The 18,540-nt window shown below is 42.4% G+C and carries 10 protein-coding genes; all 10 read left to right on the top strand.

The window, feature by feature from the left end:
* Nucleotides 1-42 precede the first annotated feature (42 nt).
* The 10 genes from IRB79_RS27830 to IRB79_RS27785 all read left to right on the top strand — a co-directional run bounded on the left by IRB79_RS27830 (nucleotide 43) and on the right by IRB79_RS27785 (nucleotide 18,535).
* Nucleotides 43-2,727 (top strand): hypothetical protein, encoded by a 2,685-nt coding sequence (locus tag IRB79_RS27830; RefSeq protein WP_243509900.1) that lies wholly within the window; start codon nucleotides 43-45, stop codon nucleotides 2,725-2,727.
* A 74-nt stretch (nucleotides 2,728-2,801) separates the two neighbouring features.
* The gene (locus IRB79_RS27825) at nucleotides 2,802-4,553 is read left to right on the top strand and encodes an autotransporter outer membrane beta-barrel domain-containing protein (protein ID WP_243509898.1); all 1,752 of its coding nucleotides are present in this window, start codon (nucleotides 2,802-2,804) and stop codon (nucleotides 4,551-4,553) included.
* 82 nt (nucleotides 4,554-4,635) lie between these two features.
* A complete protein-coding gene (locus IRB79_RS27820) occupies nucleotides 4,636-13,740 on the top strand; it encodes a discoidin domain-containing protein (protein ID WP_243509895.1) in 9,105 nt (3,034 codons plus the stop codon).
* A gap of 13 nt (nucleotides 13,741-13,753) precedes the next feature.
* Nucleotides 13,754-14,302 carry a DUF4376 domain-containing protein gene (locus IRB79_RS27815; protein WP_243509891.1) on the top strand — a complete coding sequence of 183 codons (549 nt, stop codon included), beginning with the start codon at nucleotides 13,754-13,756 and terminating at the stop codon, nucleotides 14,300-14,302.
* 63 nt (nucleotides 14,303-14,365) lie between these two features.
* Nucleotides 14,366-14,536, top strand: a complete 171-nt coding sequence (locus IRB79_RS27810) for a hypothetical protein (protein ID WP_243509889.1) — start codon at nucleotides 14,366-14,368, stop codon at nucleotides 14,534-14,536.
* A 60-nt stretch (nucleotides 14,537-14,596) separates the two neighbouring features.
* Nucleotides 14,597-15,121: a DUF4376 domain-containing protein gene (locus IRB79_RS27805; protein ID WP_243509887.1), complete on the top strand. Its 525-nt coding sequence runs from the start codon at nucleotides 14,597-14,599 to the stop codon at nucleotides 15,119-15,121.
* 88 nt (nucleotides 15,122-15,209) lie between these two features.
* Nucleotides 15,210-15,590: a hypothetical protein gene (locus IRB79_RS27800; protein WP_243509884.1), complete on the top strand. Its 381-nt coding sequence runs from the start codon at nucleotides 15,210-15,212 to the stop codon at nucleotides 15,588-15,590.
* 2 nt (nucleotides 15,591-15,592) lie between these two features.
* Complete coding sequence (locus IRB79_RS27795) at nucleotides 15,593-16,342, top strand: hypothetical protein (RefSeq protein WP_243509883.1); 750 nt, start codon at nucleotides 15,593-15,595, stop codon at nucleotides 16,340-16,342.
* A gap of 16 nt (nucleotides 16,343-16,358) precedes the next feature.
* Nucleotides 16,359-17,300 (top strand): hypothetical protein, encoded by a 942-nt coding sequence (locus IRB79_RS27790; RefSeq protein ID WP_243509879.1) that lies wholly within the window; start codon nucleotides 16,359-16,361, stop codon nucleotides 17,298-17,300.
* 11 nt (nucleotides 17,301-17,311) lie between these two features.
* Complete coding sequence (locus IRB79_RS27785; RefSeq protein ID WP_243509877.1) at nucleotides 17,312-18,535, top strand: hypothetical protein; 1,224 nt, start codon at nucleotides 17,312-17,314, stop codon at nucleotides 18,533-18,535.
* Nucleotides 18,536-18,540: the final 5 nt, after the last annotated feature.

Here is an 18,540-nt window from a genome sequence, read left to right as displayed (position 1 = left end):
GGTTATAAAGAGACATACCATGAAAAAGAAGGTGAGTACCAAATGAAATTTAATTTTCCTTTGCTGTTTTCCAAGTTTGTAAGGAAAAGAAATGCATCTTATGATGGTGACCCTAATGGCGATTATGTAGTTGCAGAAGATGTGAATGAGCTGCAGGAATCCATCGAAAGAATTGAACAGGTCATGGGAATTGAAGAATTGGACCAAAGCATTTCCAGTTCCCTAAAAACTAAGGCAGATAAAGCAGATGTAAATGACTTTGGAAGCCCGATGTTCATCAACTACACCGGAGCCTCAATAAACACATACGATTCGATAGAAAAAAGAATTAGTGCATTCAGCTATATCCCCCATGTAATCCTCCGAAAAGAAGAATCATCCTCATTTGACTTTTTTCTCAATGAAGTAAAGAAGAGCGGGACGCGGCTTTATGGAATAGTTGACTGCGCCAATCTCACTGTCAGTGCTGCTGAATATGAGATCGATTGGTTCAAGGCAAAGGGTTTCCATGGAATCTTTCTAGATAGTTTTGGATTTGAAAGCGGACTGGATCGCAATACTCAAAATCACCTCCTTCAATATATCCATAGCCGCATGCTGGTTGCCATTCTAACCGGTGACATTGAAACAAACGTCATGAACAAACCCCACTCGAAAAACCCCTATCAGCAAGAGCTCAGCATTTTTGAAGGTGACATCTACCTTTCCCGAAATGTGTTTGTTACAGACGGAATAAAAAATGACCCTTCCATTATTTCTTCAAAAGTCCTCCAGCTTAATAAAGCCCAGCAAGAAAAAGGGATTTCCATATTTGTGGAAGATACTGCGGATATTGTAAATGATAATAGGCTACTCTATTTATACGGGAAAATGCTATCCACCTTGTATAACTTTGACGGATACAGCCTTGCACCTAAAAGCCGCTATTCCCTCAATGAAAAGGTTGAGCGATACCTCCACGGGTTCGAGCTGGGTAAATGGAAGGCAGAAACTCCTATCTATGTTGAAGACACCACGAAAGTTGAGCGCTCCTTTGCCAAGGGCAAGATTGTATTTGACAAAGTGAATAATCAATGTGCAGTTGAAGGGGTAGGACTTAACCCCTTAATCTACACTTGGCATGAGAAGCAGATTCCTGGAACTGCAGTGGAATTGGAGAGTGCCGACTACACAAACGGCGTCACCAGCCGAATTGTTTCCGCGATCAATGATGACACAAACGGTCACCTCATTCACTATTCAAAGATTGACGGATTGAGCGGGGATGGTTCAAATCCAGAGACCATCAAGGACGTTGTGGTGCGTGCCATTAACAATTCCCCTGCGGCATATCAAAAGAATCCTGGAGCGGGTTTTGACGCTGTTGCAGGAAATGACTTTATCCATGGGGGAGTCATTGATTATATCGATGCCAGTTCCATTAAAAGTGGAAGCATGAGCATTGATGTTCTTAAGGCTAATGTTGTTGAAGCAATTAATGCCTATATCGGCACTGCCGAAATTGACGTGGCCAAGATAGGTGAGCTTACAGCAGAGCACATTCAATCAAGCGTTGTGGACGCAATCAATTTATATGCTGAAAACGCAGCTATTGGACAAGCTGTCATTGACCAGGCGGCAATTGGCGCACTTACTTCACAGCATATTGAAACCGCCGTTATTGATGCCATTAACGCAAATATTCAAAGAGCCTTTATTGATGGGGCTATAATCGAAAGGAGTACGGTAGGTTCAACACAGATTGCCGATGGAAGTATCACAGATGCAAAGATTGTGAGTTTAGTAGCTAACAAGATTGTTGCAGGTATCATAGATACTGCGCTTGTAACCTTGCAGGGCGATAATGGACATCTAAGAATCACTGGAAATAGATTGCAAGTTTTTGATGATCAGACAGTCCCTATCGAACGTATATCTATTGGTGATGTAAATGCGGATGGGACCTTATATGGTTTGCGTGTCCGTGGCGCTGACGGAGTGACCGTTCTCTATGATGAAAAGGGGGTTTATTCTGAAGGAATAACTGATGGTGCCATAACGAATCCGAAAATCGCTGAAGCCGCCGTGGATGGCAGCAAACACATTCATGCAAACACGATAACCGGTGATAGGCTTGTTATGGATTCGATTACAGCCAGGGAGATTGCATCGAAGACGATTACGGGAAATGAAATTATGGCAAACTCAATTTCAGCAAATGAGTTGGTAGCAAAGACGATCACCGCCGAGAGTGGAGTCATTGCAGACGCAGCCATTTTAAGGGCCATGATTGGTAATGCCGCCATTGGCTCAGCAGAAATTGATCAAGCTGTCATTGATGATGGTCATATTAAATCCCTAAATGCCGATAAGATTGTAGCAGGAACCATCAAAGCGCGATATGTTGAAGTCGGACCAGGGACTAATTTTGCTGATGGATACAGCCCAGATGAGTTGCGTGAAGAGATGGAAGGGCGGATTCCTTATCGAGTTGAGATAATCAGTTCCAATGGCATTGCCTTCAAAAACGGTGTCGTTTCCACAATCCTTGAGCCAAAGGTCTACAAAGGATCCGAAGATATAACAGCAACGATAGAATCACACCGCTTTAACTGGTATCGTGTAGGTGCTGATGGGCAAGCTGACGCTGTATGGAATGCAGCCCATACAGGAGTCAAAACCGTTACGATAACGGGAGCGGACGTTTTAGGAAGGGCAACTTTCCTCTGTGAGGTGCTAGATAATTAAGCTTGCATTCTGCTGTATTATTGCTTAGCTTAATTTTGTATTTATACTAAAAAAAAGAAGGAGAAAAACAGAATATGCCACAACCAATTGCAACAGGCCTCATATCCATTTTGGATTTTAATGATGCGCCTTCGCTGACGGCGTTTGTGACCACAACGTCTCCGAAAACGCAGATTTATGATCCCGCCACAACTTCTTACACCCCAAACTGGGCAACCGCCAACCCCACTTTAACACCTTCCCTATTCGTTTCCACGTCTGGAAATACAGATAAAATCGCAGAAGCTACTGTCACTTGGTATGACGCTGCAGCTCCAAGCACACCCCTTGTTACGGATACAAATTACACGGTAACAGGAAAAAACCTCACGGTAGTAAAGAACCTATTGACAGGCTCTGCATATTCAAAAACTTATATTGCATCTATTGTTTGGACTGACCCGGCAACAGGATATCCTTTGACAATCAAAGCGGAATTTACATTCAACCGCGCGAATAACGGTGCTACTGGGGCAACGGGTGCTCCGGCGATAACCGCTGTCCTAAGCAATGAGTCTGACGTTATTCCTACAGATTCAGCTGGTAACAACGGCAACTTTACAGGCGCCAATACCACAATGTATATCTACGAAGGCGCAACTGACGTAAGCTCCAGCTGGACAGTAACAGCAGGAACACCTGTTGGATTAACTGGTTCCCTTTCAGGAAAGACCTATACCGTTACAGCTATGAGTGCTGACACGGCTTATGTTGACCTAACAGCTTCTAAATCCGGCTATGCTTCCATCACAAAGCGCTTTGCTCTATCGAAGAGTAAAACGGGTGTAGCCGGAACAACTCCTACCCTTTACCGCTTAATCACAAGTGCAAGTGCAATCCAGAAAAACATATCCAATGTTTATACTCCGACTTCTATTACAGTCTCAGCTAAATCACAGACTGGAACAGGAGCGTATGGGGATTACTCTGGTAAGTTCCAAATCTGGGAAACAACTGACGGGACTAACTGGGGGACAGCTAAATATACTAGCTCCACAGCAGAAGCATCAAAAGCCTGGACTCCTTCAGCTGGAATTAAGGCTTTAAAGGTTCAATTATATTTATCCAGTGTAGCTACTCCAAACGGTACTGGATTCCTTGATGAGCAAATTGTCCCTATTGTTTCTGATGGTGCGACAGGCCAAGACGCGGTTCTAGTTTCCGTTTGGGCTCCATCTGGCAATCTATTTAAAAATGCAACGGACACTACTTCCTTAACTGCACAGGCTGACCTTTATAAAGGAGGCACAATTCAAACATCTAATGTCACTTATGAATGGTTTGTGCAGAAATCAGGTAATGCAGATGAAGGTGCTGGCTTAGGTTGGGACAAGATTGATGCAGCTAACCAGGCAAGTTATGGCGTGTCTGGAGCAGTAAATACAAATACTCTAACAATAGCTGCTTCTGGCATCACAAACCTAGCTGCCTTCAAAGTGAAAGCAACATTGAGCGGCCAAACAGCTAAATATGACACGATTATCTTCTACGATCAGACAGACCCAATCATGGTAGTAGTGGAAAGCAGCAACGGAAATATCTTCAAGAATGGGAACATCAGCTCCCAATTACTTTGCCGCCTTTACCAAAATGGCGAGGAGATTGACCTTAAGCAAGCTGCTGCAACCGGAACAGGTTACAAGCACACGTATACGTGGACCAAATATAAAATGGACGGTACACAGGATACGTCATTTGGAACTTCCGGCTCAAAAGTGGGTAAGTGGATTGATATTACAGCTGATGATGTTGTACAAAAAGCTACTTTTAGGGTTGAAATTTCATAAACAAATGGTTTCGATAGATTCAAAGAATACTCCACTATTGATTTAGTGGAGTTTTTATTACTGAAAAAGGGCGTGAAAGTGAATGCCGAAAGCCAATGGGCAAATAACCATTTTAGATATAAATGATGCATTCGTTTCCGGGACTCCTCCAAAAAACCCAACAGAAGGCGTCCTTTGGATTGACGACAGTGTTTCTCCAAGCAAGCTTTATTCCTGGTCGAACGGCACATGGGTTGAGCAGACTCTTTCCATTGCGGCACTCGATCCGGGCTTCTATGATGAAGTTCAGGATTTGAAGGACTTTGCTAGAAACTCTGCAGATGATGGACTAATTTCAAACAATGAAAAATTAAACATTAAATTGCTGCTGGTTGAAATAACCGGCGATACATTAACAGACAGTACGCTACCAACTCTGGCGGAAGCTGATGGCATTAAAGGCGGACAGGTTTACATGGTTAGGGCTGAAGCAAAAGCATCTGGTGTCCCAACAAACCATGTGGACTATATTGCATTTGAAACTGCTTATAAAGATTTAAAAGCTTATGTGGAATCACTTTCTCCTAAACTATGGGAGCCAGGGGACACAGCAATTGATACAGCGGTATGGCCACTCTTTTGGGATGCTTATTTTGAAGCCCTGTCAAAACTTCAGGTAACAACTTCAACTTACCTAGCTGACTCCATCAAGCCAGGGGAATCCTATAATGGAGTAACCTTGACCGAACAAAATGGGGTTGTAGTCCTAAGAGGGGATAATCTATTTAAGGCCATCCTCAATGCAACTGAGGGGCTATCAATCTCGAAAAATGTTAATGGCACATGGCATAAAGTATTTTATACCAACACGGATGGAAAGATTTATGCAACAGGTCTTGAAATAAGTTCCGATTCAAATATTGCAGGAACTCCTGCGGGCACAGTCGTTGAGAATGCAGAGACCGCTTTAAAGACGGCAACCCATGTTATTGCTAAGTCTCCTGCAGTCACTTCTCTTTCTTACCATCAGGCATGGGGAACAAGGATGGCCGTGACAGAGGATATTCACCTTGGAAGAACTAAAATATACAGCAGTCAAGCCGGAACGCTTGTCGTTGATCTTTATGAATTTAGTACATGGCAAAAGGTAGATAGCAGGACATATTCAGTCGTCGTGGGAGAAAACACTTTAACACTGGATATGCTTTTGCGTAAGGAAGTGGCAGAATATGTTCTCTTCCAAAATTCCTTACTCCTTCATAGGCATACAAGCGGTGCCCCGTTTGACAGTGGTAGCTTCAAAGTGTTAGGAGGGGCAAGCTCTCCAACTTCTACAAATCCTGGATACTATTATTTCTATGATATCGAAATTGCTGGGATGGGTGTAGACGGAATTCTTCCGTCGGCCGTGCGTTATACGGATGAAGTAAAATCAAGAGTGGACGATATGATGTCCGATATGAAGGTCACTCCATTGGAAAAAAGTACTCTAAGCCGTGATTGGGAAGCAATCAAAGCTGAATATAATCAATTGATTCTTCAAGCAAATGCCTGGAACGTTACGAAGACTGATTATCAAAATGCCTATTCTGCATTAAATAGCACATCTCCAAGAATTGAAACAGATATTTTATCCTCACTTACGACCACCTATACTTTTGCCTCAACATCAGCTAGGGATACATTCAAAAATCAAATCAATGCCTATTTTGATCAAGCGGAAAAACTCCGTAAGGCAATCAACGAAAAGATGCAGCATGATACAAAGGATTATGTAGTTTCCCGCGGCGAAAATCTTGTGACAAACGGAAGTGGAATGCTTGGTAATAATACAAATTTCAGCAGTTTCACTTTTGATTCTGCAGAAGTTTATTCTGGAAAGGGTTCATTTAAGACTGTTCTTCAAAACGGTACGATTTTCAGTGATGAATTAATTCCTGTAAATCCAAATGATAAATATAGAATGTCCTTGATGTACAAAGGTAAAGGTGTCGGAGGGAACAATTACTTTGGAACAGTAGCCTACGACATTGATGGGATGGTCATATCACCTTACCACTTCTATGGTTCCCAATACCCCATTGTAGAACTTGCGCGTGACTTAAAAGTGGGTGATACGGAAGTTTACCTTACAAGTGTAGATGGATTCATGGATAATTCATCAACTCCGGATCATCGTCACAGCATGGTGTTTTGGGGATATAAAAATAGCTTTGGATATCAATATCCAGATGGAACATATTCAAGAGATGTATTCACGATTGCCTGGGGAGTTGGAGCGATTGATAGAACCCTTAAAAAAATCACATTCAATAAGGCATTCAACCTCTCAAACCCAGCAGATCCAAACGGGATTTTCCGCACGGGCCACAAAGTATCAGCAACAAGTTCAGGCGGAAGCTATCAATATATTGCAGCCGGCAATGTGAAAGCTAAAGCTGAATGGACATTGGCAGAGGGGTGGCAAAGCGGTTTTGGTATGGGAGCTAATAACTTCCCGCATGGAACAGCTAATATTAAACTGCTATTTTTGACCAACCGAAGCACTTCTGGCGGAGTGGCCGGCGACAATCTTTGGATAAACAATGTTTCCTTCACAAATATTGCCATGGAGGAAAACGCCAAGGGCTATGCAGACACCACTTATGGTCCTATTAAGCAAAATGTAGAGGATATGATGAGTGATCTTAAAGTCACTCCGCTTGAGAAAAGTCAGCTAAGCAGAGATTGGGAATCCATTAAAGCGGAATATGGCCAGTTGTCGGGCCAAGCTGCTGCACTAAATGTTTCCTCGACGAATTACGTAAATGCCTACAATGCATTAAATAGTTCGACTCCACGTATTGAAGCCGATATCTTGGCAAGTATGAGTACCACTTATTCCTTCTCCTCAGCATCAGCAAGGGATACGTTCAAAACCCAGCTTAACACCTATTTTTCAGAAGCAGAGAAAATCAGGAAAGCAATTTCTGATACGATCAATCAAAAAATTGATAATGTTCAGGTGGGTGGAAGAAACTACTATAAGAAGGCTACTAATGTGTCCAGGTTGTCAGGCACCGTCACGATAACCAAAGATGAAACTGCGACTCCACACGGATTTAAATTAACTGGAGTAACTGCAGATAGTTCCATTCGCATAAGTAATGTAATAGATAGTAATGGATATTGGACTGTAAGCATGAAGGTCAAAGCAAGTGCTGCTAGTAATATCCGATTTGATGTAGCTGATCAATATGGCGCAAACTTTAATTTAACAACGGAATACCAGAAGATTTCCTTTACGGTGAATGTGACAAACTTCACTTCCACTGTCTTCAATTTTATTGACATTGATTCATTAGATGCAGTTAATTATTGGTTTGATGAAGTGAAAGTTGAAAAAGGAAATATCGTTACGGATTTTACGACTGCTCCAGAAGATAACGAAGGCTTATACACTTGGGTTATGTATGCATCAGATGCAAACGGAACCGGCATTACAAGCAATCCATCTGGAAAAGATTATATCGGCTTTAGCTATAATCATGACACGGATGTGCCATCCACCAATCCAGCGGACTACACTTGGTCTTTAGTCAGAGGTCCTCAAGGTCAAAAAGGGAATGATGGGACTCCTGGACAACACGCAGTTACAGGAGTGCTCAGCAATGAATCCCATGTATTAGCAGCTAACTCTTCGGGAACTGTCAGCAGTTACACTGGTGCTGTAACGACCATGAGCATCTACAATGGTTTAACAGATGACAGTGCAAACTGGACTGTGACTGCAAGCCCTAGTAATGTGACTGGTACTCTATCAGGCAAAACTTATACGGTCACAGCTTTAAACGCCGACACTGGCTATGTTGACCTGACAGCAAGCCGGAGCGGATATCCAAGCGTGACAAAACGCTTTGCTTTAAGTAAGAGTAAACAAGGGGCAACAGGTTCAAGTGCAACTTCATATTGGCTGGTAGCGGATGTGTCTGCGATCCAGAAAAGCGAAGCAGGAGACTACACCCCTAATGTAATCAATGTTACAGGAAAGTCACAAGTGGGCACAGGCACACCAGCTAATTATTCCGGACGCTTCATTTTAGCGGAAACTACAGATGGCACCACCTGGACTACGAAGTATACAAGTTCTGCAAATGAAGCAGTAAAGTCCCATACCCCATCCACAGGGATAAAAGCGGTGAAACTTCAATTGTTTCTGGCAGGAGGCACAACCACTCTCCTTGATGAACAAATTGTGCCAATAGTGTCTGATGGAATAAGAGGCCAAAACGGAACTAATGGGACCAACGGAATAGATGGAGAGAATGCTATTATTGGTGTTCTAACCAACGAATCTCATAACCTCCCAGCAAATTCCTCGGGAACGGTCAGCACATATGCAGGAGCAGCCTCCACTTTAACTATCTACAATGGAGCGACTGATGATACGGCAAACTGGACAATCACCCAAACCCTCTCTAATGCCACGGTTACTGCTTCAGGAACCCCGGCAAACCGCACAGCAACTGTAACTGCAGTTTCTGCAGATGTGGCAACTGTCACATTTACTGCATCAAGAAGCGGGTATTCAAGTATCACGAAAACATTTACTTTAACAAAATCAAAACAGGGAGCTACAGGAAGCAGTGCCACGTCCTACTGGCTCATCTCAGATGCCTCAGCTATACAAAAAAATAAGGCTGGGGTTTATACTCCGGCAAGCATTGATTTGACCGGGCGTACCCAAGTAGGTTCAGGTACACCAGCCAATTATTCAGGAAGATTTATCATTGCAGAAAGCACGGATGGTACAACCTTTACTGACAAATATACCAGCGCAGCAAATGAGGCGACTAAATCGCATACGCCTTCTGCAGGAATTAAATCTATACGGGTCCGCATGTATTTGGCTGGCGGAACAACTACCTTGCTTGATGAACAGATTATCCCTATTGTCTCTGATGGGGCAGATGGGCAAGATGGAAGCAATGGAACAAATGGAAGCAATGGACAGAATGCAATAATTGGAGTTCTAAGCAATGAAGCTGCAGTATTATCAGCGAACTCTTCTGGTACGGTAAGCAGCTATGCCGGGATCAATACAAAGCTAACCATCTATAATGGCAGTTCAGACGATACAGCGAACTGGACCATTACCGCTACGGTGAGCAATGTATCCGGCTCATTATCGGGAAGCACTTACACAGTAACCGGGTTCACTGCAGATAATGGCTATGTTGACCTAACAGCATCCCGCTCAGGCTACTCAAGCATTACAAAACGTTTTGTATTAAGTAAGAGCAAGCAGGGTTCAACGGGTAGCACAGGTGCAAGAGGTCCTGAATCAGATGAAGCCTTACTCATGAATATCAACCCAAATTTTTATGACTGGTCAAGCACCAGTCCGAATGGTTACACACTTGCTTATACTGCTCCTACAAAAGTCACTTCTGGAAACGGTACTGGAAATGCTGCTAAGTGGGTAATGGCAGCTGGTGGACAAGGCTACTATACTCAAACGATTAGAAATAGACCTTACTTCCAATACGTTTATGTAGAATCCACTTTTATGCTGGAGTCAGGCACGCTAGACGGTTCGGGTGTTTTATTCCGTGTTGATGGAACATCGTATGTTGATTATAAGATGCACTATAAAGACATGGTTCCTTCTCCAACCCTTTCAAAATGGTATACCGTTTCAAAGATATTTAAAATGGCATCAGATACCCCAATTGCAGGATTTATAGGTTACTCTGTATTCCCGATGGCTGCCTGGGGCGGATTTGCTACTGTTACCGCCAAAACCATTCAAATCGACTCCGTTAAAGTCAGACCGGCAACGGATTCTGAAATCTACGGCTATGAAACTGGTTCTGTTTTAGATGACTGGAAAGGTAACGCAGTCGGCGGGAAAGTCAGAATGAACGGCGGCATGATTGAAGCCAACACTATTTTTGCACAGCAAATTGCCATCGGTGACTTCACCAACATGGCTCAGATTGATGCTGAGAGTAATCCGAATGGATTTACCACAACAGATATCAGCAACCTTAAGTATTTTAAAGTAGGACAGTCTGCTTATTCAAAGATCACTATAGTCCAAGCAAAAACACAGGAGTTTACTGTAGGTGATGAATACTACTTTGCAGGAAAGGGATATAAAGAATCCGCAATTGGCAGCATAACAGCCATTATCCGCTACCAGTACACAGACGGAACCTATACAAATGCAGGAAGCTCTTCCGTTCCAGTTTCAACATCTAACACTTCTTTCTCAGCGAATGTAAAAATAACCGCAGATGTAGATCCAGCCAAGACATTAAACTTTGTTGACTTCTTCTTTGAGAAGGACAACTCGACAACAGGTTATTTTTACATCCGGAGCCTAGAAGTACGCAAGCGCTACAGCGGAAACCTCCTGGTAGATGGCACCATACAGGCTTCTCACATTAAGTCATTGAATGGTCTAAATGCAGCAGGCGGGAACTTCGTCATTGATTCCAATGGTAATGTTTCAATGAGAGGCAATATTACCATGAGCGGCGGATCCATTACTTGGGGAGGATCAGGAGTGGCAGCTCCTACTGCAGCACAAGTAGGAGCAAGGGGATCAACATGGGTACCATCTTATGGAGAAGTTAGCGGAACGAAACCTCCGACAAATGCCACTAATACCTGGTCAGAACTGACAACAAACACTAATATCAATGGCATGTTCTGGACCAATGCAGGCAAACTTGAAATCAATGCAGACAAGATTACAACAGGAACTTTTAGTGCTGAACGAATCATGGTTGGCTCGGGCACCACAAAGGATGGCAACCTCGCAATTGGTGCAACGGTATCAGGAACATCAACAAGCACCGCTGGCATAGACGGAGCTAGGAATGTCGGCTCTTCTTATGTCACTTTCGGTAGCGGAAACTCAACCGATTCCAATACGGAAGGTTCCTATTATCAGCTCGATTTGGGGGCAGTGTACCGTATTGAGCAGAGCCGCTTGTTCTTCTTTGCTGGGGATGACCGCTACTACTGGTATAAAATTAAATATTCTAGTGATGGAACGAACTGGTATTACGCAGTAGGAAATCCTGAAAACACGGGATGGAAAAAATCCATCAGCCGGGTCGCCACTGGAAATAACAATTTTGTTCCAACCATAGATAACTTTGCTATTCCGATAACAGCAAGATATGTAAGGCTTTTTGCAAATGGAAACTCTGTAAATACAAGCAATCACCTTTACGAGTGGGAACTTTACAGTGCAACTCAAACAGCTATTGATGGTAACTCAATCACAACTGGAACCATTGATGCCTCGAAAGCAACCATTACCAACCTCAACGCCTCAAATATTGTTACGGGAACTTTGGACGGTTCCAAGGCGACAATAACAAATATCAATGCCTCCAACATTATCACCGGAACTTTGGACGGTTCCAAAGCTACTATAACGAATATTAACGCCACTAACATTAATACAGGTACTTTGGATGGTACTAAAGCTACTATAACGAATATTAACGCCTCTAACATTATTACAGGTACTTTGGATGCCTCAAGGGCGACCATTACAAACATTAATGCAACCAATATTTCGACAGGAACATTAAATGTTGGAAGACTAGCATCAGGAAGCATCACAGTGGACAAGCTTTCAATCAGTTCCAATCCAAATATGGTCCGAAGAGGATACGACAGTTTTGAACAAATCCCTTTGGGAGCCATAGCATTTAATAGTGCCTCTACGACAACCATCAAGGAAATTAGCAACGCATACTCCTATGATGGGGATAGAAGTCTTAAGGTGCAGGGGACAGGTACTGATAACCATGTATATTTAGGGACAAGTTCGACGGATTATCACATTCCAATTATAGCTGGGACGAAATACATTATTTCTTTCTATGCATTTAACCCAAGTGCCACAGCGGTTTCAGTACACGGATATGCCAGAACAAATGATGCTTCAGCCACTTTTCATGACACAGGCAAAAAATCCATTACTAGTAGTAGTGGGTGGACGCGCTTTCTAAAGCTATTCACTGCCCCCACTGGCTCTACAAAAGCACTTATTCGAGTAGATGTAGATACAGCTAACTTGCCGGTCTACTTTGATGCCTTCCAGTTTGAAGAAGTAGATTCTGGGACAGAACCAAGTCCGTTCAGTCCGGCGAGCCTAACCACTATTGATGGAGGAAATATCAACGCCACTTATTTGTCTGCTATTTCGTCAAATTTAGGTACAGTTACGGCTGGAAGCCTTACGGGGGTTACGATTAAGTCTGAAGAATCAACGGGCTATACCCTAATGGAAGGTGGAAAGCTGGTTTCCTACAATAAGGGATTTGTAAAAGGATCTATACAAACCTTCCACCTTACAACGGAATTAGATTGGGGAAAACTTAGAACCTATAACGCTGTGCCAGGGGGTACAAATTGGACAAATGAAACGTCAATAACTGAGAACGGTATTTCTTATCAAGCAGCAGGGGGAACTGCTGGAAGTTGGTCTATATATGGTGAAGGTTCAGGAAGTCCGTTAAAGATCACAGGAAGAAACGGGGTGGAAATTCGGACGGGTATACTAGGGGAAATCAATGATATTCTCTTAGATAACTCTAACCTTGTTCTGAATAAGGGGAATGTTAAAATACCTTATCTTGGGAATCTGCAGCTGCCTACTCCATTAGGAAACACGGGGCATATTGGTATTTCCAACTCAAGCGGACGTGAAGCCATGGAAATACGTGTTACAGGAACCTCAGCAACTGGAGCCGGTATTAGTCTTTACGGCGACGCAGATCCGACAATACCTGGTGAATGTTTAATTTATACCGGTGGTTCCACGACAGCAAGATTCAGAATGTCCGGAAACATGTACTTGCAGGGACTTATTGAGAATGAAAATATGAAATCCTTGTCCTTGTTTAACGGTTGGGTCAATTACAGTTCGCAATATCAAGGTGCTGCTTATTGGAAGGATAAGAACGGAGTGGTTTATGTGACCGGTTTAATCAAGAGTGGATCTATCACAGCAGGTACTATTATAGGATCACTTCCAGCAGGGTATCGTCCTGGAAACCGTGAGATATTCAGTACGTTCTCATCTAATGCTTCTGTACCGACAAGGATTGACGTAATAGAGGATGGAAGCATAACAATACAGGCAGGGGGTTCAGCTTCATTTACGTCACTTGCTGCAATCTGTTTTAAAGCGATAAATTAAGGGGGAGTCATTTTTGGCTGAACAACAATATTTTAAAGTGGACAAAGATACGGGAGTCATTCTTGACTCCTTTGTATTTGACCCCGAAACAGACACCATTCCAGACGAATGCGTCCTTGGCTGGGGTCAAGGTTTTTTAAACCCTGTATATGATTGGAAACTGAATCAATGGGTTGAAAGTAAGTCTCCTGAGGAAGTTTTGGCCTTCCGGCGCGAGATGAAAATTAATGAGCTTAAGGAAGAATGTAACCTTACAATACTGAATGGGTTCCTCAGTTTAAATGGAAATTCCTATGGTTTTAACTATCATGATCAAATGAACTTTACCCAGCAGAAGCTGGAGATGGATAATGATTCAGCCATAACTATGGTTGCATGGAAATCTCTAAACAATGGTGTGGTTTATCATACCAGAGAAGAGTTTTACAGAGTCATGATGGATGCAAAGTCTCACAAAAATACCAACATCGCAAAATATTGGCAGCTGGAACAAAGAGTATTGGCTGCACAATCCCCGGAAGAAATCGAGTCTATTACTTGGACAAGCCTTCCCACGGCATAATCCACTAATCTATTACCTACAAAACTCAATCCCACTATAAAAAGAAGAAGAGGAGAAATAAAAATGGACAATACAAAAATCGATATTAACTTTCTTGTAAAGGAATATGAAGCTACAATCTCAAATCTGGTGACCGAAAACATTCGGCTTAAAGCTTTTGTCACACAGCTGCAAGAGACATTAGCTTCCATTCAATCCGGACCTGAAGTTCCTGCAGAATCGCCACAGAAATAAAAATAATGGAAAGGGGCTGGATGGAAGCACTCTGCCCCTTCAAATAAAGAGGAGATTATTATGTTAATTGAAAGTTATTATAATGATAAAATTCTGCAGATTGGGATTAATGGACTTACGAACATGGAACTGAATGAGTTCTGTCTTGATTTAGCGGATAAAAACGGAATTCTAGTTTATGAAGTAACTAAAGAATACCTTCATGAATACCATAAGCAATTGAAAATTAAGTATTTTAGCGATGTTTGCGAACAAACCATTGTAGAAGGGTTTGTGTCAACCACGAATGGCAACCAATACAGGCTCAATCGCGACGATCAGTTAAATCTTCTGGGCAAGTACACATTTGTTAAAGAGGATACAGATGTGACAGTGGTTTATTGGAAGGCAGAAAATCTAGGAATGCAAATTCCTCATACCAAAGAGGAATTCCTTTCAATCGTCAAAGAGGGGTTTGAACATAAGGAAAAAACCTTATACAAGCTGGACCAGCTAAGAAAAAGAGTAAGGGAATGCCTGACGGATTCCGAGATTCTTGCTGTTTATTGGGACCAGCCTGAAACAGTAGAAGAGCCGGCTGCTTAATCGGATTTGAGAGATTTTATATTGACGGCCATAAGATGAATGGTTACGTTCTTGAGGGAGCAAATGCTCCCTCTTATTTTATTTGGAGGTGTTTCTCTTGAAGCAAATTCGCATACGCTCCATTTATAATGGAGAGCCTTCTCCTTGGACATACCTTCAAGAACATGTGAAGCAGGAAAACACACAGGCTCCGGCAATGAAAACCATATCCGTATCCGTTAAATCATTAAAATCAAGTAATCAGTACGGCCGATTCCGCTACAGTGAAAAGCAATACGGCAAACATGATGGTCAGATTGATTCCAAGATATTAATCAGCAAGATTCCTATACGTATCAGAACACAAAATGGAGAATTTATTTATCTGCAGCAGGCTGAAATTGATGGTGCATGCCCGGCTATTCGGATTAGAGCCAGACAGGAATATCAGTACGGCCCATGGATTTATTTGCAGCAAGAGGAGGTGTAGCCATGGAATATTTACAGAACTATTTATCTGTGCTTCCACAATATGACCGCCGGGAGGTAGAGCAGCTGATTCAGGAAAACCTGGATTTGTTTGAGGTAAAGGTCATTACAAAAGAAGAGTTTGAAGCGCTTATCCAGCAATTGGCCAACCGCAAGGAAAAGGTCACAAAGCTTGAAGCAGCCGGTGAAAAGGTGGATGCAGAACATTTCAATCGCATGCATTCTGATGTTTCCTTGGATTTAAAGCGGCTTTACAATTCCCATTTAGTGGTTGAGAAAGTAGTGGCTAACTACAATCGGATCCTAAAAGGGACACTTGATGACGTTCAGCGAGAAGTCGATAGCCTTAAAACAAGGGTAGAAGAATTAAACCTTAAGGCAAAAGGCGAAAACGGGCTTATCGTAAAAACATATGGATTTGAGGAAAAAGACAAAAACCTCCACATGGAAACAGACCGTGAACAGTATGCCCATTTATTTTTGGATCGCGATGGAAAATCTCTAAAAAGCGCCACGCTTAACCGGAATTTTCACCAGCATTATCTTTCCCTTCCTTCAAAAGAAACTTATAGCGCTCTTCAAAATACCAATGGTACAGTTACGGCAAAAATTGAAGTGGAGTATCAGGCGGCAAATGTCATCGAAGACTTGAATCATCCACTTAATCACGCAATTGACGATTCGAAAGAAACATACTGGGCTCAGGCTGTTGCAGCAAACGCCCCAGCTTATACAGAAATCAAAAAGCGTTAGAAAGGAAGGTGCCTGAATGAAGCCTACTTATATTGAGCGCCATCATTCCCTTCACATAACGGAATTTGAGGGATTATGGGAAATGACCTTCATGAATCCCTTCAATCGGGAAGAGCCGGTCAGTATTTATATCATCGGTCCCAATAGTTACGTAGATAATCAAATCTTAAAAAAAGACAGGCCGGTAGTAGAAGCTGGACCACGCTTATCAGAAATCATGAAGCATCTTTTATACAGAATTGAGCGGTATCCTTATTCCTGGGATCTCTCCGGCAAGAAGCTTGTATCCTATGGATATGACTTTGAAACAGACTTCAATGGCAATGCCATCTCCGCATTGGATTTAACGGAAATTGCCCATAAAGAAGTTAAGGAATACTTTAATTTCTTTTCCCCTCTGGATGTACAACCAGCTGAAGATGAAGAAAAGGTTAGTGGAAAAGGGGTTATGGCCAAGCTTAAAATAACCCTCGATAGACCCAAAAGCGTGAATCATTTAACAGTGGATTTCTTTACTGAATATCCGATAGAATTGCTGACACTTATGTATCAGTCAGAACAGAGCGGGACTATTTACGAAATTCCTCTATCCAAGGTCATGCAGACTAATCATTCCGCAACTATTCATTTCCCTTCTGTCTTTGCGAAGACTTTCTTCATTATTATCAAGCAGGAATCCTATACGTTAATTGATCAGAGCACATCAGAAGAACAAGCTATGAATGCAGAGCTCTGGAATCAAGCATCACTAGCAAGCCGTTCCATGTATGAAACATCAGTAAACGATTATTTCAATGAACTCATGACCACTCAAGCTGGTATCAAACTTCATCAGGAAATCATCGCAAGCTACCAAAATATAAACAAACCCAATAGAGTTTCCGACGAACAAGGCATGAACCGATATGGGGAAGACTTTGAGGCGATCAAGACGAAGTTGGATAGTGAACAGAGATAGGAAGGAGGCTCATGATGAGCGTCTCAGAATTTCAATATGCAAACACTCCTACAGGAAAAAACAGCAGTGTCCAGTCGGCTGCTTTAAGGAGTTCGGCTCCAGGACCAGTTCCTCCTCTGGTAGATGGCCAGGATTTAAGCAATCGAGCCAATAATTCACAGCAATATGTGTACCAGTATGGGATTAAAAACATTGGACTTTCTTATTCACTTTATGAGCAGAATGGCGTTTTCGTAACCAAGCCTATCGAAGTAGAGGGAAATATAGTGGAGGTTTCCCTGGCTTCATATGAAGACCATCCGCTTTTTAATGAATTGGACGGAATGGCAACAGACCGGCTGACTTCCCTGGAATACTACATTTCACTTGAAGAGAATCCTTCTTCGAATGACTGGGTTTCCATTCTTCCGGAAGGTGTGGATGTAATCAAATGCGAGAAGCTTTTTTTCCATGGCTCAAGTGCGCAGCTAAGATTCCATGCAGATATCCATGAAACAGAAAAGACAAAGGTATATAAGAACAATATTGTTTTAAACAAAGAGGACTGGTATTTTACAGGCCGCGGTTCTTCCATTCAATTGTCTATTCCGTATGACAGTAGCGCCATTTATACAATCGACTATGTACCTGATACAGCATTAATCAACCCTTGGACAGTGCAGGTCGGCAGCCGCTTTTCGAGAAGGATCCGAAAAATAGAGCATTTCCAAAATGGTACGGATTCTAATAACACGATTAAGTTATCAAAATATCCATTTGTGGATTTTGACCAAATCAATCAAATCGAAAACTATGAGCCCAATACAAGTGAATATCGGCCAATCGATGTCTTTCTGACTGACGGCACCATCTTTGCAGGTAATGGCCAAGTCCAAAAAGAGTTTTTCCCTATGGCTTATGCGAACGGCTCACAATTTGTCACTATGAACCGGACCGATTACAAAAACAGCAGGGATGTTTCCCTGAACCGATACAGCATTCTTCCTGAAGCTCCCTACAGGGTATTTGAATACAAACAGGAAAAGAATAAGCTGATTTTTACTGAGAGTTTTAACAGATCCGATTTATACCTGAATGAAGCAACAAACCACGGCAATGCCTCCATTGTGGTCCACTATGATTACCTGCTAACAAACTTTAGGCTAAAAATCATCATGCGTAAAAATGCCGGTGATGAGCTGGTGATGACACCAATGGTAAACAGCTATCAGCTGAAATTTAAAGTAATGAAATAGGGGGT

It is taken from the genome of Cytobacillus oceanisediminis (genome assembly GCF_022811925.1).
In the GTDB taxonomy this organism is placed as follows: Bacteria; Bacillota; Bacilli; order Bacillales; family Cytobacillaceae; genus Cytobacillus; species Cytobacillus oceanisediminis_D.
Note: the sequence above shows the minus strand (reverse complement) of the source record. Positions and strands in the feature narration are given on the sequence as shown.